Here is a 22,454-nt window from a genome sequence, read left to right as displayed (position 1 = left end):
GTCTTGTTCCATGGGAATGAGACCGTTTTGTTGTATAATAATAAGTATTCAGACAATATGGCGGAGGGTATCGTAATGGTTCAATCAATCAATACTAAAGTGGATCTCGTAATCGAAGGAACGTCACACATGGGCTTGACGGATTACGGCAAAATCATGATTGGCGACAAAGGTTTCGAATTTTTTAATGATCGCGACGTTCGCAAAAACATTCAGATTCCTTGGACGGAGGTTGATTTGGTAATTGCCTCCGTTATGTTCAAAGGGCGCTGGATTCCGCGTTACGGCTTCCAGACGAAGAAAAACGGAACGTTTACGTTTTCGTCCAAACAGCCGAGAAAGGTCTTGCGTGCTGTCAGGAAATATATTGAACCTGAGCGCATGGTTCGCTCGCTGACGTTCTTTCAAGTCGTTAAACGGGCATTGAAGAACAAGTTTTCTTCTGATAAGAAATAGCTTGTTTTATCAAATGCAGTGCATAGCAGCTCTGCTTGATCAGTTCGTCAAGACGTGATTACGGACAAAGTTCTCTATTTCATCAATGTGTCAGTAAATAAGGGCTTTTGTCAGATACAGTTATAGTTTCTGTTCAATCAGCGTCGAGATATCATTCAAATTTATCGACAGCATCTTTTTGGCTGTTTCCGTCATGGCGAACGATTGTCATGCATATTCAAAAAATCAGGCGATTTGAAATTAATTTCAAATCGCCTGATTTTTTATTTGAGGCATATTTTTTGGCTTGTTTTGTCAGTTGATGTTTGAAAAGATTGATTGAGAATGAAATAAACTGTATTCAAAAAGGAAATAAGATGAATAAAAATTTCTTTAATACATAAAAAAACATTTTCATTCCGAACAAAAAAAGCGAATTAGCATGGAATGTTTATAGTCAAATTTTTTTTATAAATAAATTGCGAAATATCCTTGACTAATAGGAAAAATGCTTGTATAGTTAGTAACGTTGTCAGTCGAATGACTTCTTGTCGTGAGATTGATGACTTAGAAAAATTAATTAATTGTTGACATCACTTGTTGAATGCGATATACTTAAAAAGTTGTCAGTTGAGACAAATGAGCTGAGGATGATGAATTTTTATTCAAAAAATAATTCAAAAAGGCCTTGACAAAGATGTTGATAATTGATATAATTTAAGAGTTGTCACTTAGATGACTGCGAAACAGATCTTTGAAAACTGAACAAAGTTTCGATAAGCAAATGTGCAGGGCTTCTTGTTTTAAACGAGAGCAACAATATTTGCGAAGTCAATTCGCTAGTAAATTTTGAGTCACAAACTATAAATTGAGAGTTTGATCCTGGCTCAGGACGAACGCTGGCGGCGTGCCTAATACATGCAAGTCGAACGAAGCTTTCTTTCACCGAATGCTTGCATTCACCGAAAGAAGCTTAGTGGCGAACGGGTGAGTAACACGTAGGCAACCTGCCCAAAAGAGGGGGATAACACTTGGAAACAGGTGCTAATACCGCATAACCATGAACACCGCATGATGTTCATGTAAAAGACGGCTTTTGCTGTCACTTTTGGATGGGCCTGCGGCGTATTAACTTGTTGGTGGGGTAATGGCCTACCAAGGTGATGATACGTAGCCGAACTGAGAGGTTGATCGGCCACATTGGGACTGAGACACGGCCCAAACTCCTACGGGAGGCAGCAGTAGGGAATCTTCCACAATGGACGAAAGTCTGATGGAGCAACGCCGCGTGAATGAAGAAGGCCTTCGGGTCGTAAAATTCTGTTGTCAGAGAAGAACGTGCGTGAGAGTAACTGTTCACGTATTGACGGTATCTGACCAGAAAGCCACGGCTAACTACGTGCCAGCAGCCGCGGTAATACGTAGGTGGCAAGCGTTGTCCGGATTTATTGGGCGTAAAGGGAACGCAGGCGGTCTTTTAAATCTGATGTGAAAGCCTTCGGCTTAACCGAAGTAGTGCATTGGAAACTGGAAGACTTGAGTGCAGAAGAGGAGAGTGGAACTCCATGTGTAGCGGTGAAATGCGTAGATATATGGAAGAACACCAGTGGCGAAAGCGGCTCTCTGGTCTGTAACTGACGCTGAGGTTCGAAAGCGTGGGTAGCAAACAGGATTAGATACCCTGGTAGTCCACGCCGTAAACGATGAGTGCTAAGTGTTGGAGGGTTTCCGCCCTTCAGTGCTGCAGCTAACGCATTAAGCACTCCGCCTGGGGAGTACGGTCGCAAGACTGAAACTCAAAGGAATTGACGGGGGCCCGCACAAGCGGTGGAGCATGTGGTTTAATTCGAAGCAACGCGAAGAACCTTACCAGGTCTTGACATCTTCTGACAATTCCAGAGATGGAACGTTCCCTTCGGGGACAGAATGACAGGTGGTGCATGGTTGTCGTCAGCTCGTGTCGTGAGATGTTGGGTTAAGTCCCGCAACGAGCGCAACCCTTATTGTCAGTTGCCATCATTAAGTTGGGCACTCTGGCGAGACTGCCGGTGACAAACCGGAGGAAGGTGGGGATGACGTCAAATCATCATGCCCCTTATGACCTGGGCTACACACGTGCTACAATGGACGGTACAACGAGTCGCTAACTCGCGAGGGCAAGCTAATCTCTTAAAGCCGTTCTCAGTTCGGATTGCAGGCTGCAACTCGCCTGCATGAAGTCGGAATCGCTAGTAATCGCGAATCAGCATGTCGCGGTGAATACGTTCCCGGGCCTTGTACACACCGCCCGTCACACCATGAGAGTTTGTAACACCCAAAGTCGGTGGGGTAACCATTTGGAGCCAGCCGCCTAAGGTGGGACAGATGATTGGGGTGAAGTCGTAACAAGGTAGCCGTAGGAGAACCTGCGGCTGGATCACCTCCTTTCTAAGGAATGAATTACGGAATCTGCACATGATTCGAAACTTTGTTTAGTTTTGAGGGATTTGTTTCCTCAAAACTTGTTCTTTGAAAACTAGATAATATTTTATTTCTTTGTTAATTTTTATAACCGAGAACACCGCGTTTTAAAGAGTTTAAAACAAGAAATTAGTTCTTAATCGCAAAACTCATAACCGTTTATCGCAAGATAAATATTATAGGTTAAGTTATTAAGGGCGCATGGTGGATGCCTTGGCACTAGGAGCCGATGAAGGACGTGACTAACTGCGATATGCTTCGGGGAGTCGTAAGTAGACTGTGATCCGGAGATTTCCGAATGGGGAAACCCAGCAGGCTTTGCCTGTTATCGCTCAATGAATTCATAGTTGAGCTGAAGGTAGACGCGGGGAACTGAAACATCTAAGTACCCGCAGGAAGAGAAAGAAAATTCGATTCCCTAAGTAGCGGCGAGCGAACGGGGAACAGCCCAAACCAGAGAGCTTGCTCTCTGGGGTTGTAGGACTGGACATCTGAGTTACCAAGAAATAACGTAGTCGAATGATATGGGAAGATCAGCCAGAGAAGGTAACAGCCCTGTAAACGAAACGTTGTTTCCTCAGTCCAGGATCCTGAGTACGGCGGAACACGTGAAACTCCGTCGGAATCCGGGAGGACCATCTCCCAAGGCTAAATACTCCCTAGTGACCGATAGTGAACCAGTACCGTGAGGGAAAGGTGAAAAGCACCCCGGGAGGGGAGTGAAAGAGTACCTGAAACCATGTGCCTACAAGTAGTCAGAGCCCGTTAACGGGTGATGGCGTGCCTTTTGTAGAATGAACCGGCGAGTTATGCTAACGTGCGAGGTTAAGGCGGAAAGGCCGGAGCCGCAGCGAAAGCGAGTCTGAACAGGGCGAACGAGTACGTTGGTGTAAACCCGAAACCAGGTGACCTACCCATGTCCAGGTTGAAGGTGCGGTAAAACGCACTGGAGGACCGAACCCGTGTATGTTGAAAAATGCTGGGATGAGGTGTGGGTAGCGGTGAAATTCCAATCGAACTTGGAGATAGCTGGTTCTCTCCGAAATAGCTTTAGGGCTAGCCTCGGAGTTGAGAATCGTGGAGGTAGAGCACTGTTTGGACTAGGGGCCCGTCTTGGGTTACTGAATTCAGATAAACTCCGAATGCCACTGATTTATATCCGGGAGTCAGACTGCGAGTGATAAGATCCGTAGTCGAAAGGGAAACAGCCCAGACCACCGATTAAGGTCCCTAAATATGTGTTAAGTGGAAAAGGATGTGGAATTGCACAGACAACTAGGATGTTGGCTCAGAAGCAGCCACCATTTAAAGAGTGCGTAATAGCTCACTAGTCGAGTGATCCTGCGCCGAAAATGTAACGGGGCTAAACACATTACCGAAATCGTGGATGCAGCTTTGCTGCATGGTAGGAGAGCGTTCTAAGGGCGGTGAAGCCGGACCGTAAGGACCGGTGGAGCGCTTAGAAGTGAGAATGCCGGTATGAGTAGCGAAAGACAGGTGAGAATCCTGTCCACCGAATGACTAAGGTTTCCTGGGGAAGGCTCGTCCTCCCAGGGTTAGTCGGGACCTAAGCTGAGGCCGAGAGGCGTAGGCGATGGACAACGGGTTGATATTCCCGTACCGGTCTGATTTGTTTGAACAACGGAGGGACGCAGGAGGCTAACGATGCGCACTATCGGATGTGCGTCCAAGCAGCAAGTCTGTCGGCGAGTCAAATGCTTGCCGGCTCAAGGACAAGCTGTGACGGGCATGAACGATTTATCGTTCTAAGTGAGTGACGTCACACTGCCAAGAAAAGCTTCTAGTTAGAATCAGACCGCCCGTACCGCAAACCGACACAGGTAGTCGGGTCGAGAAGACCAAGGTGAGCGAGAGAACTCTCGTTAAGGAACTCGGCAAAATGACCCCGTAACTTCGGGAGAAGGGGTGCTGATCGCAAGATCAGCCGCAGTGAATAGGCCCAGGCGACTGTTTATCAAAAACACAGGTTTCTGCAAAATCGTAAGATGAAGTATAGGGGCTGACGCCTGCCCGGTGCTGGAAGGTTAAGAGGATGGGTTAGCGCAAGCGAAGCTCAGAATTGAAGCCCCAGTAAACGGCGGCCGTAACTATAACGGTCCTAAGGTAGCGAAATTCCTTGTCGGGTAAGTTCCGACCCGCACGAAAGGCGTAACGATCTGGGCACTGTCTCAACGAGAGACTCGGTGAAATTATAATACCCGTGAAGATGCGGGTTACCCGCGACAGGACGGAAAGACCCCATGGAGCTTTACTGTAGCTTGATATTGGGTGTTTGTACAACTTGTACAGGATAGGTAGGAGCCGTAGAAGTCGGGACGCTAGTTTCGACGGAGGCATCGGTGGGATACTACCCTCGTTGTATGAACACTCTAACCCACGCCGGCAATCACGGCGGGAGACAGTGTCAGGTGGGCAGTTTGACTGGGGCGGTCGCCTCCTAAAAGGTAACGGAGGCGCCCAAAGGTTCCCTCAGAATGGTTGGAAATCATTCGCAGAGTGTAAAGGCATAAGGGAGCTTGACTGCGAGACCTACAAGTCGAGCAGGGACGAAAGTCGGGCTTAGTGATCCGGTGGTTCCGCATGGAAGGGCCATCGCTCAACGGATAAAAGCTACCCTGGGGATAACAGGCTTATCTCCCCCAAGAGTCCACATCGACGGGGAGGTTTGGCACCTCGATGTCGGCTCATCGCATCCTGGGGCTGTAGTCGGTCCCAAGGGTTGGGCTGTTCGCCCATTAAAGCGGTACGCGAGCTGGGTTCAGAACGTCGTGAGACAGTTCGGTCCCTATCCGTCGCGGGCGCAGGAAATTTGAGAGGATCTGTCCTTAGTACGAGAGGACCGGGATGGACATACCGCTGGTGTACCAGTTGTTCTGCCAAGGGCATCGCTGGGTAGCTATGTATGGATGAGATAAACGCTGAAAGCATCTAAGTGCGAAACTCACCTCGAGATAAGATTTCCCACTCCTTTATGGAGTTAAGACCCCTGAGAGATGATCAGGTAGATAGGATGGAAGTGGAAGTGCGGCGACGCATGGAGCGGACCATTACTAATCGGTCGAGGACTTAACCAAAAAACGCAGGTTCTTGAAAAGAGAAGTGAATATTGTCTAGTTTTGAGAGAACAAGGTTTTCTCAAGGAAAATAGTGTGGTGATGATGGCATGGAGGATATACCTGTTCCCATTCCGAACACAGAAGTCAAGCTCCATAGAGCCGAGAGTAGTTGGGGGATCGCCCCCTGTGAGGGTAGGACGTTGCCATGCAAATTGTTGCGTCAGCCATTATGGCTGGCGTTTTTTTTAGGGTCTTTGTCAAATGGTGTTGATGACCTCGAAAACTTCACTTCAGAAATGGAGTGGAGTTTTTTTGTTCCCGTCGGATTCTCCTGTGTTTTTTCAAATTGGTACAGTTACGTATCAACACCGCCTGCGTTTCCGCTGGCGTGGATTCATGTATGAATTCCTGTCGTTGATTCACAAAGCTCGTACGCGCTGCGACCTAACTGGGTTTCACCTCGCAGCCCGTTCCGCCCAGGTACTCTCACTTGGCAGGCTCGCCTGCTGGCGTTCGAGCAGGCCTGGTGCTTGCAGGCTAAGTGCACGGTTCAACACCTTGTCTCTGCCGCGCGCTCCACGACTTTTCCCGGTTGCGGTTGACATCACAATTCTTACTCGCCGGAAACTACGGCTGGAGGAAGTGTATTGAGAGAGACTGTCTCAAAAACACTTCCAGCGTCAGCTTCTGATCAGCGCAATGCGTTTCCTGAAGTTATCAAGATTCCCGAATCCAAAGCAACTGCGTTTCAGACTCTTGATTCTGCGTTTTATTCCTTCAACCGGACCGTTGGAGAAATCATTACTCGACGCTGTTAAGAACGGCTGTCATGTTCTTCTTCAAGGTGGAGATAGCTTTGTCCATGTTCTGACCCGAGCGACGTCAGAACCGCTCAGCTTCAGGACGAGCCGAACCCGTTCTTTACCGACGTTCATGTTCGCGGAGAATATCCGGAATATCTGAACCGCTACTTCAAGGAAAATGGCATCGAACTTTCCATGGAGCCTGAAGATGAGGCGAAAACAAAAAAGGCACGGTCGACTATTTAGGCTTCAGCTGCCATATGTCGATCATGACGTCAGATGTTTCAAAAGTCGAAAAAGCCAGCGGCAATTTTGCCATGGGCGAACTGAACCCTTATCTTGAGGCAAGCGATTGGGGCTGGCAAATTTATCCTGTCGGTCTTCGTATGACTCTGAACGAGTACTGGAATCGTTATCGCGTTCCTTTGTTCATCGTCGAAAACGGTTTGGGCGCACTTGACGAAATCAATGACGTTTACGGACACATTGATGAAAATGGAGATTACGGACAAAATTGACAAAAACAGTCGGTTGTCCGTAAAATTTCAGACTTTTTGAACCCGTTTTTAAGGAGTTTAAGGAAATGCCGATTTGATGCAAACGAATGCATAGAAAGACTGATTTTTTGTAATTTTTTTAAATAAATTATAATTAAAGGGTTTACAAAACCGCCAAATGGGATATAATAAGAGTTGTTGATGAAATCGGTTGCATAGGGAAGAATGATTGCTTGTGTAACTGGTTTGGAACATTGCAATTATTTTATCAAAGGGGTTTTATACAGATGAAGGATTCAGTTAAAAAGATCTTCAGCTTCGAATTTTGGCAAAAATTCGGCAAATGTCTGATGGTCGTTATCGCTGTTATGCCTGCAGCCGGATTGATGATCAGTATCGGCAAGACGATTCCGATGATTAATCCGAATGCGGCAATTCTCGTCACTGTCGGTGGCGTGATTGAACAAATCGGTTGGGGCGTTATCACCAACCTGCACTTGCTTTTTGCGTTGGCAATCGGCGGAAGTTGGGCTAAGGATCGTGCTGGCGGCGCCTTTGCTGCCGGGTTGTCGTTTATTTTCCTCAACAAGATCACGGGTGCGGTATACGGAATTACAACCGACATGATTTCGAATGGTCATGCTTACGTACATACAATCTTCGGAACGAAGATTGCCGTAGCTGATTATTTCATCAATGTTTTGGAAGCGCCCGCATTGAACATGGGCGTCTTCGTCGGCATCATTGCCGGATTCGTTGGTGCGACGGCTTACAACAAGTACTACAACTTCCGCAAGCTTCCGGATGCTTTGTCATTTTTCAATGGTAAGCGCTTCGTTCCGATGGTGGTTATTTTCCGCTCTGCAATCGTTGCATTGCTTTTGGCAGCATTTTGGCCGGTTATTCAATCAGGAATCAACGGTTTCGGCACATGGATTGCCAACTCTAAGGAAAGTGCACGCTTCCTTGCACCGTTCCTTTATGGGACATTGGAACGTCTCTTGCTTCCGTTTGGCTTGCACCATATGCTGACGATTCCAATGAACTACACGTCGCTTGGCGGCACGTATACGGTTCTTTCTGGCGCTCAAGCCGGTCACCAGGTGTTTGGTCAAGATCCTCTTTGGCTTGCATGGGCAACCGACTTGGTTAACTTGCATGGCGCAGGACATATTGCGAAGTATCAGTACGTATTGACTCACTGGACTCCTGCTCGTTTCAAGGTTGGGCAAATGATCGGTGCTACAGGTACATTGATGGGTCTTTGCTACGCAATGTACCGCAACGTTGATCCAGATAAAAAAGAACAATACAAGTCAATGTACGTTTCTGCCGCACTTGCTGTTTTCTTGACAGGTGTTACGGAACCGCTTGAATATATGTTCATGTTCATCGCAATGCCGCTTTACCTCGTATATGCCATAGTTCAAGGTTGCGCATTTGCAATGGCCGATCTCGTTCATTTGCGCGTTCACTCATTTGGCAATATCGAATTTTTGACGAGAACGCCAATGGCTATTAAAGCCGGACTTTTGGGTGACATTCTGAACTTCGTTTGGGTATCGATTCTCTTTGGCGTAATCATGTACTTCATTGCAAACTTCATGATCAAGAAGTTCAACTATGCAACTCCTGGTCGAAACGGCAACTACAATGATAGTGATTCGTCCGAATCGACCGGTGCTGCTACGACTTCTGACGGCAAAGTAGATCCTAATTCACAAATCGTCAAGATTGTCAACTTGCTCGGTGGTCGCGAAAATATCGTCGACGTTGATGCTTGCATGACGCGACTTCGTGTTACGGTCAGGGATGCTGCCAAAGTCGGTGATGAAAACGCGTGGAAACATGCCGGAGCTTTGGGACTCGTCGTCAAAGACAATGGTATTCAGGCAGTCTATGGACCTAAAGCGGACGTTTTGAAGTCTGACGTCCAGGATCTGCTTGATTCCGGCGTCGAAATTCCAAAAGTTGACGTTTCGGGAAATGCTTCTTCTAAAGAAAAGCACGTTGAATACAAAGGCGTGACAGAAAACGTTGTCAGCGTGGCTGACGGTGAAGCGATCAAGATTACTGACGTCAAAGACCCTGTATTTTCCAAGAAAATGATGGGCGACGGTTTTGCTGTTAATCCGACCGGCTCAGAAGTTTACGCACCGGTTTCAGGCAAAGTCACGAACGTCTTTCCGACAAAACACGCAGTCGGATTGTTGACAGACAGCGGACTTGAAGTGCTTGTTCACATGGGACTTGATACGGTTGAATTGAAAGGCGAACCTTTCGATGTCAAAGTAAAAGAAGGTCAAACCGTAAATGCCGGCGATCTGCTTGCGGTTTGCGATTGGGACAAAGTCAAACAAGCCGGCAAGGGCACGACGATCGTGGTCGCATTCACAAATATGGATGCTGTCAAAGAGGTTAAAATTGACAAGCTTGGTCAAACTTCTGCCAAGACGGTCGTTGGGTCGGTTGAGCTTTAATAAATCGTCTCTATGGCAACCTGGAGACATAAAAGGCATTGGTAATTAGATAATCACTGTTCGAGCAACTATGGCTGTTTGAGTAAATCATCTGTATCTATGCAAATTGTGGTTCGGACACTCAATATAGGGGTGTTTGTTCACAAGTCATCGACTTTAGCCGATGGTGGTTGACATACTAGGCCGGGGAATCGCGTTATTTCCTGGCTTTTTTGAAAGGAATACGCAAAGATGGCTAAATTTTTAACCTTGAATACGCACAGTTTGTTGGGCGAAAACGTTGAAAGAAAATTGAAAATTCTGGGCGATGAAATTTTTAGCGGCGATTATGACGTCGTATGTTTGCAAGAGGTGAATCAATTGATGACTTCCGATGCGACGCAAGATTTGCCGGGGTATTGTCCTGTTGCAGGCGAAATCGCAATCCACGAGGACAATTACGGACTGCAACTTGCGAGATACCTTGCCCAAAAAGGAACAAAGTACTACTGGAGCTATGCATACAACCACGTCGGGTATGATCGTTTCAACGAAGGAGTTGCGATTTTTTCAAAAGAGCCTCTTGAAGCTTCAAGCGTACTCGTTTCAAAAGGAGATGATCCATCGGACTATCATACGCGGAAGATGCTTTTTTGCCAAACCGTTGTTGACGGAAAGAAAACCTGCGTTGCCAGCGCGCATTTTTCGTGGCTCAAGGACGGATTCCTGGATGAGTGGAAAAATGCGGTAGAAGCATTGGCTACTCAAGGAGAAAGCCTGGTGATTATGGGTGATTTCAACAATCCGGCAAACACGAAGGGCTATCAGGCAATTCTTGACAGCAAGCTTTTATTGCGTGACACGTATGTGGAAGCTGACGTTAAAGAAGGCGAAAATACGATTGAAGCAGACATCGATGGTTGGGAAGGCAACAAGGATGCTTTGAGAATCGATTTTATTTTTGCAACGAAAAATTTTGTTTCGCAAACAAGCAGAGTCGTGTTTGATGGCAAGAAAATGCCGGCAATCAGCGATCATTTCGGAGTTTCATGCGAAGCAACCGTAAACTAGACATAAAAGAGACTAGGAAAAACGATGCCTCAAATTGAGAAACCGGATGATTTGCAATCAATTGCGAATCATCCGGTTTTTTTGCGTATACGTGACAAGTGCCTGTTATGATTTAAATAACCCAAAATAGTTTGGCGCGCTGATTTATCAGTCGCTGCATTTGGCAAAAGAATTGCCGTTTACGGACAAATGCTCCGAAAAGCAGCTTCTGTCCGTAAATCTGCATAGATTTTGACTAGATTAGTTGAGCAGAACTGTATTTTAAAAAATGCGGACAAAATCAGTCGCAAATCGACCGCTTTCGTTCGGCATTTCATTTAATTCAAGTAAGAAACGGGACTTTTTCCCAGCCTCTTTTTGTTTGGAAAATGCAGGGCTGAGTTGTGCTTTAACGATTTTTTAAGATTACGGGAAAATCTTAAAAAACGGCAATTTGCCTGTAATGAAAGCATATAAGTTAAAACAAGACTGCGAAAACCGAAGAAGAAAAAGGACTTCCTGTTGAATATCGGGAAGTCCTTTTTGGATGCGAATTTTTTTATTCCGGGAACTGGATTTTACTGACCAAAAATCTGCCCAATTGATGCGGACCTCTTAAACGTGACGGGTAAGACGTATTCCATCTGTTTGAGTTTTTCATCCGGATTTTTGATGCGTTCAAGCAAAAGATTGATCAAAACCGAGGCGATGTCTTCAAGCGGTTGAACGACTGTTGAAAGTTCGGGATGATAAGTTGAAACGAGTTCCGTTCCGTCAAAGCCGGTGACTTTCAAGTCGTTTGGGACGTTTATGCCGAGTTCGCGGGCAGCCTGTAAAACAAGCAAAGCCGTCAGGTCGTCGGTGCAGACGATGCCATCGGCGACGCTTTTTGACAAAAGTTCTTTGATGGAAAAGCTTTTGAGTGAGGCGGATTCGGTAAAGCTGACCGTATGAGTGTGGCGCGTCAGTTTGAGCCGATCGATTTCATCGCAATATCCTTTGAGACGCTTGTCCGTCGGATTGCCGCTTTGATGCGGGTTGCCCAAAAAATAGATATGGCGCGCACCAGCTTCGTAAAGTTCTTTCGTGGCCGTAATGCCGCCTTGATAATTGTCGCAACTGACGGTTGGGATAGTTTCAGACAGGTAGCGGTCAAAGGAAACAATCGGCAAACCAACGTTTTTGTATTCCTCGATGCCAAGATTGTGGGTACCGGCAATGATGCCGTCAACCTGATTTGCAATCAGCATTTTGAGATAGTCGCGCTCTTTTTTCTTGTTTTGGGCAGAGTTGCACAAGATAATCTTATAGCCGGCATCGAAAAGTTTTTCTTCGACGCGCTGCACCAGTTCGGCGTAAAACGGGTTCATGATCGAAGGAAAAATAATGCCGATCAGGTGCGTGCTCTTACCGTGAAGCGAGCGTGCAAGCGAATTTGGCTGATAGTTGAGCTCTTTCATCGCACGGTAGACCCGTTGTCTTGTTTTTTCGCTGATATATCCGTAGTTGTTAATGACGCGCGAAACGGTCGTTTTGGAAACGCCGGCTTTTTTGGCGACATCGGTCAGTTTTGGTCGCATAAAAATCGTCCTTTCGCTAGGTGATTCAGATGCTCTGCATTTTCCAGAAAGTTCCGCGATATTTGACGTCCGATTGCGATTCGATCACGATTGACTTTTGACCTTTTTCAGGGAAGAAACGTGCCGTCATCGTTTTCTTGCCGCCGTTGATGAAAATTTCGCAAATCGAGTTGTCAACGAAAATGTCAAGCTCAATCGGAGCATTTTTTGCAACCAAAGTTGTTCTTTTCGTGCCAAATTCAGTGGCGAAAACCTTGCCGCTGTTTCCGCGATCAAGGGTCAGACTGCCTTCTTCAGTGTCAAAAACAAGTTTTAGACTTTGGTTGTTCAAACCGTTTTTTTCGAGGTGCAAAATTCCTTTCTGGTTGGCATCTAAAGTTAATTTTAATTCATATTGGCTGCCCGTATCGGAAACGAGGTTTTGAATGTGGTCCATGCCTTGTTCTTGAGTCAAAGGAAGCCCGTCATAGCGCAGGTCGGCCATTGCTTTGACAGGACGCTGAATCAGTTCGCCTTTGTCCGTTAATAAAAGCTCTTTGACCTGGCTCAAGCAATGAGCCCAGTTTTCTTTATCCGTTGGGTATTCAATTTCAGGAAGACCTGTCCAACTGATGAGATATGTTTTGCCGTCAGGTGCGTTGAAGGCTTGCGAAGCGTAGACGTCAAAACCTTCGTCGAGGTTTTTGATCGTTTTGTCGCTTGCTTCAAAACGTCCTGCATCAAGGTTGACAGAATCTCCGATGATGTAGTTGTTCGGATAGATGTTGTCATATGAGCAGATGTTTTTGTCCATGCCTTGCGGACAGAAAATGAGCACCGGTTTGTCGTTGATGAAGACCAAACTTGGGCATTCAATCATGTATCCCATGTTTTCGTCCGTGAAATGAAGATATCCGAGGTCTTCGAAGTTCTTCAGGTCTTTGGAGCGATAAATTGAGATGCGACCGTCTTTTTGTGTCGCATCCTGTGCACCGATGATTGCATAGTACTCATCTTTGTGCTTGATGATTTGCGGATCGCGGAAATGCTCCGTGATGTGATCCGGTTGTGTAATCAATGGTTCAGGGAGTTTTTCGATGCGATTGTTCTCATCCATCCAGGCACCGAGCTGGTATGGGTGCCGAACCCAGTTTTCATCTCTTGAATTACCGTTATACATGATGAAAAGCTTGTTTCCGACTTGGAGAGCAGAGCCCGAGTAGGCGCCGTTTTTATCGTATTCAAAATCGGGGTTCAGGCCAATGCCCAAGTTTTCCCAATGAACCAGATTCTTTGAACGCATGTGATTCCATGATTTTAAACCATGAACCGGTCCAAAAGGATATGATTGGTAGAATACGTGCCAATATCCATTATAATATGAAAAACCGTTCGGGTCATTAAGCAATCCGGAAGTCGGCATGATATGATAGCCTAATTTGTAATCTGAGCATGCAGCCTGCGCTTGAAGATCGAGCAAGGTTTTTGCTCCCCAATCGGCATAAGGCTTGTAGCGCAATTCTCTTGACCATTCCATAGCAAATTTCCTTTCTTGACATAAAGGTTGAAAACGTTGTCTTATTATGCTTTAATTGTAACCTCTAAGTCTGAATATGTCAATCGATTAACACTCTAAAAATGTTGATATAACTGTAATTTTAGAAATCATTTATAAAAAAATCAGAAAAAATATGATAAACGATTGACATATTTTAAAAATACGTTATCATAGTATTTGTAAGCGATATTGAAACGCTTACAACATTGTTTTTAGCAATTATTCATAATTTAAAGGTTACTGATTAAAGGAGCGTGACTATTCATGGATCACAAAAAAGTTGCCCAACAGGTTATCGATGCCGTCGGGCGTGACAATATGGTTGGCGCTGCACACTGTGCTACGCGTCTGCGCCTTGTTTTAAAGGATGACTCAAAAATTGATCAAGCGGCGTTGGATGCAAATCCTGACGTTAAGGGGACTTTCAAAACGAACGGTCAATACCAAATCATTATCGGACCAGGAGACGTCAACAACGTCTACGATGAGTTGATCAAGGAAACGGGACTCAAGGAAGCTTCGACAGATGAGCTTAAAAAAGTTGCTGAGCAAGGCAAAAAGTTCAATCCGGTCATGGCTTTCATCAAACTTTTGTCTGATGTTTTCGTTCCGATCATTCCTGCCTTGGTTGCTGGTGGTCTGCTGATGGCATTAAACAATTTCTTGACGTCCAAAGGTTTATTTGGTGCCAAGGCCTTGGTTGAAATGTATCCGAACGTTAAAGGACTTTCAGACATGATTCAGCTCATGTCGGCCGCTCCGTTTATCTTTATGCCGATTCTCGTCGGTATTTCGGCTGCCAAGCGTTTTGGTGCCAATCAGTTTCTCGGAGCCGCAATCGGGATGATTATGACTTCGCCGAACCTCCTTCCCGGCAAATCATGGGATATTCTCGGACTTGCGGTTTCCCAAAACAATTACTACTATCAGGTAATTCCTGTTTTGGCTGCCGTTTACTTATTGTCAGTTTTGGAAAAATTCTTCCACAAGCATCTTCCGTCAGCGGTTGACTTCACGTTTACGCCGTTGCTTTCGGTAATGATTACCGGGTTTTTGACATTTACGATCGTCGGTCCCGTAATGCGCACTGTTTCTGATTGGATTACGAACGGCTTCGTTTGGCTTTATGATACGACGAGTTTTATTGGCATGGGCCTGTTCGGTCTTTGCTATTCGGCAATCGTTTTGACTGGGCTTCACCAAAGCTTTCCGGCAATCGAAACGCAGCTGCTTTCTGCATTTAGCAACGGCCATGGCTACGGCGACTTCATCTTCGTCGTTGCATCAATGGCCAATGTTGCACAAGGTGCCGCAACTTTTGCAATCTACTTCCTGACAAAAGACAAGAAGATGAAGAGTCTGTCGTCTTCTGCCGGCGTTTCGGCTCTTTTGGGCATTACTGAACCTGCTTTGTTCGGTGTCAACCTGAAATATCGCTTCCCGTTCTTCTGCGCATTGATTGGTTCGGGCATCGCTTCGGCATTTGCCGGTTTTGTCAAAGTTATCGCCGCATCCCTTGGCTCGGCAGGATTCCTCGGCTTCCTTTCGATTTATGCAAAATCGATTCCGATGTACGTCGTTGCCGAACTCATCTCATTTGCAATCGCATTTGCTTTGACGTATGCATACGGCAAGAGTCACGAAGCACGACTCAATCCGGTTGCGCCGCAAGCTCCTGCTGAATCTGCAGAAGCCAAAGAAGTCAAGGCTGAAGCAGCCGCCGTTTCCGGTGTGGAAAATGCGGAAATCTGCTCACCGGTCGACGGCAAGTCAGTTGATTTAAGCGAAACAAACGACGAAGTTTTTTCTCAAAAGATGATGGGCGACGGTGCTGCCGTGATTCCTGAAGATGGGACGATCTATGCACCGATTGACGGTGAAATCACGGTTGCCTATGAAACGAAGCATGCGTATGGAATCAAAGGCGACAACGGTGAGGAAGTCTTGCTCCATATCGGAATCGACACCGTTAATTTGAAAGGCGAGAATTTCACGTCAAACGTCGTTCAAGGACAACGCGTCAAGAAAGGCGACGTTTTGGGAACAGTCGATCTTGCTGCCGTTAAGAATGCCGGCTACGATCCGACCGTCATGGTTATCGTGACGAATACGCCAAACTACAAGTCCGTCGTGAGAATCGATAACTCCAGCGTCAAGCATGGCGACGATTTGATCGCGCTTGAAGCATAAAGAAAATTTTTAAAGAAAAAAAAACAGCTATCCGCATGATGCGTACTCGAAAAATCGGCCTTTCGATTTTGGGACGAGTCAGTGACGATGGCTGTTTTTTTGTGATTGTATTAGAGATTTCTAAGAAATGTTGGCGCCGGGAAATGTTTCGATTGGAAATTGCGAAGAAAATTGCACACAGTGATATAATATCTGAAGAAACTATATTTAGAAAAAGAGGGGTTAAAAATGGTGACGCTGGCAGACGTGGCAAGAAGGGCAAATGTTTCCAAAATGACGGTTTCACGCGTGATCAACCATCCCGAGCAAGTAACGGATGAATTGAAAAAATTGGTTTTTGCCGCAATGCATGAGCTGGATTATCGCCCAAACGTTGCTGCAAAGGCTCTTGCCAAAAACAGAACGCAGATTGTCAAATTTTTCATTTTGGAAGAAATTTCAACCGTCGAACCATACTACATGAATCTTTTGCTTGGCATTTCGCTTGCGCTCAGCCGACATCAGTATTCGTTGCAGCTTGTCGCAAATAACAGCTTTGATCTTGGCGTATGCGACGGATACATTATTACGGGGATGCGAAAAAGCGACTATGAGTGGATTTCTCGAATCGAAAAACCAGTAATTTTGTTCGGGGAAAATCTGTACGGATATGATTTTGTCGATACGAACAATAAGAAAGGCGGGATGCTTTCAACGCGCTATGCGCTTTCGTTAGGGTATGACAAAGTCGTTTTTGTCGGCATTGATTTGAAAGAGGCATTCGAATATTCGCGAGAACGCGGCTATATCCAAGTGATGCAGGAATCTTTGAAGGAACCGGAAATCGTGCGGGTGGAAAACCATTCTCATAAGAGTCAGGAAATGCTTCAAAAAAATTGGGAAAAATATCCTAAAAATACGGCATTTGTCTGTGCAAGCGACCGGATTGCCGTCGGAATCGAGCGAGCAATCCAAGAAAAGGGCGCAAACATTCCCGATGATTACGGGATCATTGGCTATGATGGCATCTTTTTGGACCAGGTTGTGTCGCCAAGGCTTACAACTATCAGACAAGACGTTGCCAAACTGGGCGAAATTTGCGGTGAGATGCTGCTCAACAAAATCGAACAAAAGGGTAAAAAACAAGGATTCAAGCTGCTTGATCCGATGCTCGTCAAAAGAGAAACGACACGCCGAAAGGGAGGTAGCGAAAAAAGTTAGCGAAAGACGAAAAATGTTATCGTTAACAATTTGAAACCGCTTGCGAAGAATTTGCTATGCCCTTAAACTCATAATTGAACGTATTATGCGAAGAAGGAAGGTTTTTTGAGTGGGAATCAAAAAATATCAGGACAGGATCATCTATCAGATATATCCGAAGAGCTTTAGGGACTCTAACGGAGACGGAATAGGCGATCTGCGGGGTATTATCGGAAAACTGGAATATTTAAAAGATTTAGGGGTTAATACGATTTGGTTGAATCCGATCTTTGTGTCACCGCAAATTGATAACGGTTACGATGTGTCGAATTATTATGCGCTCGATGAGAAGATGGGCACTCTGCATGATTTTGACGAATTCGTCGAAACTGCGCACTCTTTGGGCTTAGACGTAATTTTGGATTTCGTCATGAATCATACTTCGGACAAGCATCCGTGGTTCAAAGATGCAATCGCAAACGAGCGCAGCCTTTATCGCGACTATTATTTGTGGGCAAAGGGAAAAGACGGCAAATTGCCGAATAACTGGGGCTCATTTTTTGGCGGCAGCGTTTGGGAAAAAGATCCGCAAGCAGACGACGTTTATTACTTTCACTTATTTGACAAAAAGATGCCGGATTTGAATTGGAGAAATCCCGAAGTGAGACGTTCGATGGCAGATATTGCCAAGTTTTGGATCGATCATGGCGTTGACGGATTCAGGCTTGATGCTTTTATCCATATTGCCAAGGCCGATTTTGAGCAAAATATGCCTTCTCATGGAAAAAAGGGTCCGATTGTTGCCGAGCCATTTTTTGCAAACATGCCGCTTGTTCAAACGTATCTCCACGAATTCGTGAAGACGCTGCGCGAATATAAGCCGGATATTTTCATTTTAGGCGAGGCCGCCAGCGCAGACATTGATCTGGCTATTGATTATACGGACCCTTCGAGGGAAATGTGTGACACGGTCGTAACCTTTCGATATTTTGAGGACGACAAGAGCAAGCTCGATCCTAAACTTCCGGAATTCGGGCAGCCGTTGCCGTTTAAAATCGAAACGTTCAAGGATACGATGGTTACGTGGCAAAAGCGTCTGCAAAAAATCAGCTATCCGACGCTTTATTGGAACAACCACGATATGCCGCGGGTTTTGACGCGTTTTGCTGCCGAAAGCGAACATAAGAAGGCAGCGGCCAAAATGCTTGCGACTTTGATGTATCTTCAGCGAGGCGTACCTTGCATTTATTATGGCGAAGAAATTGGCATGGAGTCTGCTGTCTTGCCAAAAATCAGCGATTTTGAAGACCAGCAAGCAGACGAATTTTTCAAAGAAGCCGGTGCAACGGATGAAAAATGCCTTTTGATGCTTTCAAGAAGTCACAAGATGGCTGCAAGAACGGTGATGCAGTGGAACGAAAGCGAGTATTACGGTTTTTCGGCGACGAAACCTTGGAAGTACGGACAAACGAACGACGTGAACGTTGCAAATGAACAAAGCGACGGCACGAGCATCTTGAATTTTTACAAGTCTGTGCTTAAACTGAAGAAGAAGCCTTTGTTTGTTGAGGGCAATTTCGTTTTGGCCGATACGACGGATGATTTGTACGTCTATAAGCGGACGCTTGGCGACAGCGAAGCTTGGGTAATCTGCAATTTGGCGGATGCCGTTACTAAATACAGAGTTCACGGAAACTTGAGCGACAAGCACATCGTTTTACAAAACGGGAGCCTGAGTCTTAATGAAGAAAACGTTTTAACGCTTCCGCCGTTCGGAAGCCTGGTTTTTATGACAGAATAAGGAAAGAGAGGGAACGCAATGGAAATTTCAGCGTTATATCATCGCCCGGACAGCGAGATGGCATATCTTAAGACAAAAGATGCTTTTCAGATTCGCTTGAGAACAAAGCACAGCGATGTCAAAGAAGTCAAGCTGCTTTACGGAGATCCGTACGGAAACAAGGTCAACGAAAAAGACGAAAGCACTTGGGAGCATGACGTCATTTTGATGGAGAAAACGTTTGAAACCAAATACCACGACTATTGGGAAACGGAAGTCAAGATGCCTTTGAACAGGCTTCAGTATGCGTTTCATCTGGTTGGCAACGACGGAGAAGAGATATTATATGACGACAGGCGCGTAATGCCTTATACGGAAGAAAACGAAGACAAGCTATCCTGTTTCAGGATGCCTTATCTTCATGAAATCGACCGCGTCAAAACGCCCGAATGGGTCAAGAAAACTGTTTGGTATCAGATTTTCCCGGAAAGGTTCGCAAATGGCGACAAGACTAATGATCCGACTGGAACTCTTCCTTGGGGGAGTGCCGATCCGACACCGACGAACTTTTTTGGCGGTGATCTGAAGGGAATTCTTGATCACCTCGACTATTTGCAGGATTTGGGTGTAAACGGACTGTACCTGTGCCCGATTTTTACCGCAACGTCCAATCACAAGTACGATACGGTCGACTATTTTGGAATCGACCCTGCATTTGGCGACAAGGAGACGTTCAAAGAGTTGGTTGATGCTGCCCATGAACGCGGGATGCACGTCATGCTTGATGCGGTTTTCAACCATATGGGCGATTTTTCGATTCAATGGAAAGACGTGCAAAAGTACGGCGAAAATTCCAGATTTGCCAAATGGTTCCACATCAACAAATTCCCCGTTTCTTATGATGAGACGGAAAATGCAGAGCATGCAAAAAATTTGACCTATGAAGTCTTCGCAACGACTCCGCATATGCCAAAACTCAATACCGCTAATGAGGAAACGGCAGAATATCTGCTTGAGATTGCGCAGTACTGGATCAAAGAATTTGACATTGATGCCTGGCGGCTCGATGTCGCAAACGAAATCGATCACCATTTTTGGAAGAGGTTTTATGCCGCAACGCACGAATTGAAGTCAGATTTTTACGTTCTCGGCGAAGTCTGGCACAGTGCTCAGGAATGGGTTGAACAAGAAGAATTTGATGCTGTGATGAACTATCCGTTTACTGAGTCGATTGCGCTTGATTTCGTCAAGCACGAAACGACGGCAAAAGAAATGGTATCGATGCTTTCCGAACATTTGATGAAATATCGCGATCAGACGAACGAAGTCATGCTGAATGCCATGGATACTCATGATACGGCTCGACTTTTGACGCTTTGTCACGGTAACAAAAAGCTTCAGCGTCAGACGCTTGCGTTCATGTTCACGCAGCCTGGTGCCCCTTGCGTTTACTATGGCACGGAAGTTGGACTCGACGGTGGCTTTGATCCAGGATGCCGCAAGTGCATGATTTGGGATGAGGAAAAACAGGATCACGAAATGTTTGCGTTCATGCAAAAGCTGATTAAGCTCAGAAAAGATTACGCAGATATTTGGTCGAAGGGAAAAGTCGAATACAGGAACGTTTGTGACGAAACGAACAGTCTTGAAGTCGTCAGAAGTTTTGACGGAGTTGAGTTGCATTGCTTCTTCAACATGGGTGAAAAAGCACTTGAAGCGCCTTGTTTTGGTGAAGTCTTGCTCGGGCAAAACCTTAAGAATGACAAGGTTGAAAAAGACGGCTTCATAATCGTAAAGAAATAAATTTTTCAAGGGCGGGGCAAACTATGCCTCAAATTAAGGATCCGGATGATTTGCAATTATTTGCAAATCATCCGGTTTTTTTGTATTAGTGACGATCGCCTTCCATGATGGAAATAAGCAAATAGCTTGGCGTGATGATTTAGCGAGTGCTGCATTTAACGAAAAAAGAAGAATGTTTACAAAATCAATCGGAACCATAATGTAAGCGCTACAATATGTTACCGGTAACACCCTGTAATCGGTTGCATAAAGGAATATGATGACGCATAATAAAACTTGTAAGAAAACGAATTAACCTAAAGGGGGATTTAAAATGAACAAATATATCAAGAAAGCTAGTGTTTTAGCTATTGCGTTGGGTGCAACCGCGTCATTGGCTGCTTGCGGAAACAGTAAGAGCGGATCCGATTCCTCAAAGAAGACGATTACGATTTCAGTTGACAAAGGCTACAAAGATTATATCAATGAAGTCAAAGGCAACTTTGAAAAGAAGAACAACGTCAAGGTTGTCGTAAAGACGAAGGATGCTCTGGCAACTTTGGACGCTTTGAAACTTGACGGACCTGCAGGTAAAGCTGCTGACGTGATGATGGCTCCGTTTGACAGAGTCGGCGTTTTGGGCAAGCAAGGCCAATTGGCTGACGTTAAGCTTGTCTCCGGTCGCTACGATTCACGCGACAAAAAACTTGTTACGCTTAATGGCAAGCAATATGGCGAACCGGCCGCAATAGAAACGCTCGTTATGTACTATAACAAGAATCTTATCAAGACGGCTCCTAAGACGTTCAAAGATCTTGAAGCTCTTTCCAAGGATTCAAAGTACGCATATGCAAACGACAAGACCAAAAACGTCGGGTTCCTTTGCCAATGGACAAATTTCTATAACGCTTACGGCTTGATCAAAGGTTATGGCGGCTATATCTTCGGTGACAGCAATACAAATCCTAAGAAGCTTGGTTTGAACAACAGCGGTGCAGTTGAAGGCTTGACATACATCACTGACTGGTTCAAGAACGTTTGGCCAAAAGGCATGCAGTCAAAGACTTCAAACGAAAACTTCATTACGGATCAATTTACGTCCGGCAAGACTGCCGCAATCATCGATGGTCCATGGATGGCCGCAACATATAAGAAAGACAAGGTCAACTATGGCGTCGCAACGATTCCGACGTTGGACAACGGTAAAAAATATCAAGCATTCGGTGGCGGCAAGGCATGGGTCGTTTCAAAGTATACGAAGAATAAAGCAGTTTGCCAAAAGTTCATCGACTATCTGACAAACGACAAGAATCAAGAGAAATTCTACAAGGACGTTCAAGAAGTTCCTGCCAATCAAAATGCTCGCAACTATGCAATCAAGAATGGTACGGAATTGTCCAAGGCCGTTATCAAGCAATTTGCTTATGCAGATCCGATGCCTAACATTCCGGAAATGGCCGAAGTTTGGACAGGTGCTGAAAACTTGGTCATAAATGCGGCTTCTGGCAAGAAGACGCCAAAGCAGGCGGCAGATGCTGCTGTAAAACAGATCAGTCAATCGATTGAACAAAAGTATAAGGATTAGACAAGGTGTGGAGCCGAACGGTTAGCCCCCGCGTATCCAA

Annotated in this window: 11 protein-coding genes, 3 rRNA genes and 1 pseudogene; 12 read left to right on the top strand and 3 right to left on the bottom strand. The window is 45.5% G+C overall.

All coding sequences use genetic code 11. From position 1 onward, the window contains the following. Nucleotides 1-75: 75 nt before the first annotated feature. The 4 genes from LRC_RS09685 to rrf all read left to right on the top strand — a co-directional run bounded on the left by LRC_RS09685 (nucleotide 76) and on the right by rrf (nucleotide 6,181). Nucleotides 76-456: a DUF956 family protein gene (locus tag LRC_RS09685; protein WP_004563749.1), complete on the top strand. Its 381-nt coding sequence runs from the start codon at nucleotides 76-78 to the stop codon at nucleotides 454-456. Nucleotides 457-1,299: 843 nt separating this feature from the next. Beyond that, nucleotides 1,300-2,862 (top strand): 16S ribosomal RNA (locus LRC_RS09680). A gap of 214 nt (nucleotides 2,863-3,076) precedes the next feature. Continuing rightward, nucleotides 3,077-5,990 (top strand): 23S ribosomal RNA (locus tag LRC_RS09675). Nucleotides 5,991-6,064: 74 nt separating this feature from the next. After that, nucleotides 6,065-6,181 (top strand): 5S ribosomal RNA (gene rrf / locus LRC_RS09670). Together the 16S, 23S and 5S rRNA genes form the textbook arrangement of a ribosomal RNA operon. A 471-nt stretch (nucleotides 6,182-6,652) precedes the next feature. On the opposite strand, the gene LRC_RS12325 is transcribed toward rrf, so the two are convergent. Next, complete coding sequence (locus LRC_RS12325) at nucleotides 6,653-6,733, bottom strand: hypothetical protein (protein ID WP_420805677.1); 81 nt, start codon at nucleotides 6,731-6,733, stop codon at nucleotides 6,653-6,655. A gap of 108 nt (nucleotides 6,734-6,841) precedes the next feature. Here LRC_RS12325 and LRC_RS09665 point away from each other — a divergent pair. The 3 genes and pseudogenes from LRC_RS09665 to LRC_RS09655 all read left to right on the top strand — a co-directional run. Further along, a pseudogene (locus tag LRC_RS09665) lies at nucleotides 6,842-7,281 on the top strand (family 1 glycosylhydrolase); the annotation flags it as partial. A gap of 278 nt (nucleotides 7,282-7,559) precedes the next feature. After that, complete coding sequence (locus tag LRC_RS09660) at nucleotides 7,560-9,752, top strand: PTS transporter subunit IIBC (protein ID WP_014074241.1); 2,193 nt, start codon at nucleotides 7,560-7,562, stop codon at nucleotides 9,750-9,752. 231 nt (nucleotides 9,753-9,983) lie between these two features. Continuing rightward, nucleotides 9,984-10,802 (top strand): endonuclease/exonuclease/phosphatase family protein, encoded by an 819-nt coding sequence (locus tag LRC_RS09655; protein WP_014074240.1) that lies wholly within the window; start codon nucleotides 9,984-9,986, stop codon nucleotides 10,800-10,802. Nucleotides 10,803-11,359: 557 nt separating this feature from the next. On the opposite strand, the gene LRC_RS09650 is transcribed toward LRC_RS09655, so the two are convergent. Continuing rightward, entirely contained in the window at nucleotides 11,360-12,361 is a 1,002-nt protein-coding gene (locus tag LRC_RS09650; protein ID WP_014074239.1) for a LacI family DNA-binding transcriptional regulator, read from the bottom strand. 25 nt (nucleotides 12,362-12,386) lie between these two features. Further along, nucleotides 12,387-13,877, bottom strand: a complete 1,491-nt coding sequence (locus LRC_RS09645) for a sucrose-6-phosphate hydrolase (protein WP_014074238.1) — start codon at nucleotides 13,875-13,877, stop codon at nucleotides 12,387-12,389. A 285-nt stretch (nucleotides 13,878-14,162) separates the two neighbouring features. Between LRC_RS09645 and LRC_RS09640 the strand changes: the two genes are divergently transcribed. The 5 genes from LRC_RS09640 (at nucleotide 14,163) to LRC_RS09620 (ending at nucleotide 22,414) form a co-directional block, all read left to right on the top strand. Continuing rightward, the gene (locus LRC_RS09640) at nucleotides 14,163-16,088 is read left to right on the top strand and encodes a sucrose-specific PTS transporter subunit IIBC (RefSeq protein WP_014074237.1); all 1,926 of its coding nucleotides are present in this window, start codon (nucleotides 14,163-14,165) and stop codon (nucleotides 16,086-16,088) included. 228 nt (nucleotides 16,089-16,316) lie between these two features. After that, entirely contained in the window at nucleotides 16,317-17,288 is a 972-nt protein-coding gene (locus tag LRC_RS09635; protein ID WP_014074236.1) for a LacI family DNA-binding transcriptional regulator, read from the top strand. Nucleotides 17,289-17,397: 109 nt separating this feature from the next. Continuing rightward, nucleotides 17,398-19,068 carry an alpha-glucosidase gene (locus LRC_RS09630; RefSeq protein WP_014074235.1) on the top strand — a complete coding sequence of 557 codons (1,671 nt, stop codon included), beginning with the start codon at nucleotides 17,398-17,400 and terminating at the stop codon, nucleotides 19,066-19,068. An 18-nt stretch (nucleotides 19,069-19,086) separates the two neighbouring features. Then, nucleotides 19,087-20,850: a glycoside hydrolase family 13 protein gene (locus LRC_RS09625; protein ID WP_014074234.1), complete on the top strand. Its 1,764-nt coding sequence runs from the start codon at nucleotides 19,087-19,089 to the stop codon at nucleotides 20,848-20,850. A gap of 313 nt (nucleotides 20,851-21,163) precedes the next feature. After that, on the top strand, nucleotides 21,164-22,414 hold the full coding sequence (locus tag LRC_RS09620) for an extracellular solute-binding protein (protein WP_014074233.1): 1,251 nt from the start codon (nucleotides 21,164-21,166) through the stop codon (nucleotides 22,412-22,414). Nucleotides 22,415-22,454: the final 40 nt, after the last annotated feature.

It is taken from the genome of Ligilactobacillus ruminis ATCC 27782 (genome assembly GCF_000224985.1).
Classification (GTDB): Bacteria; Bacillota; Bacilli; order Lactobacillales; family Lactobacillaceae; genus Ligilactobacillus; species Ligilactobacillus ruminis.
The sequence above is the reverse complement of the archived record's forward strand: the minus strand, read 5'-3'. Positions and strand labels throughout refer to the sequence as shown.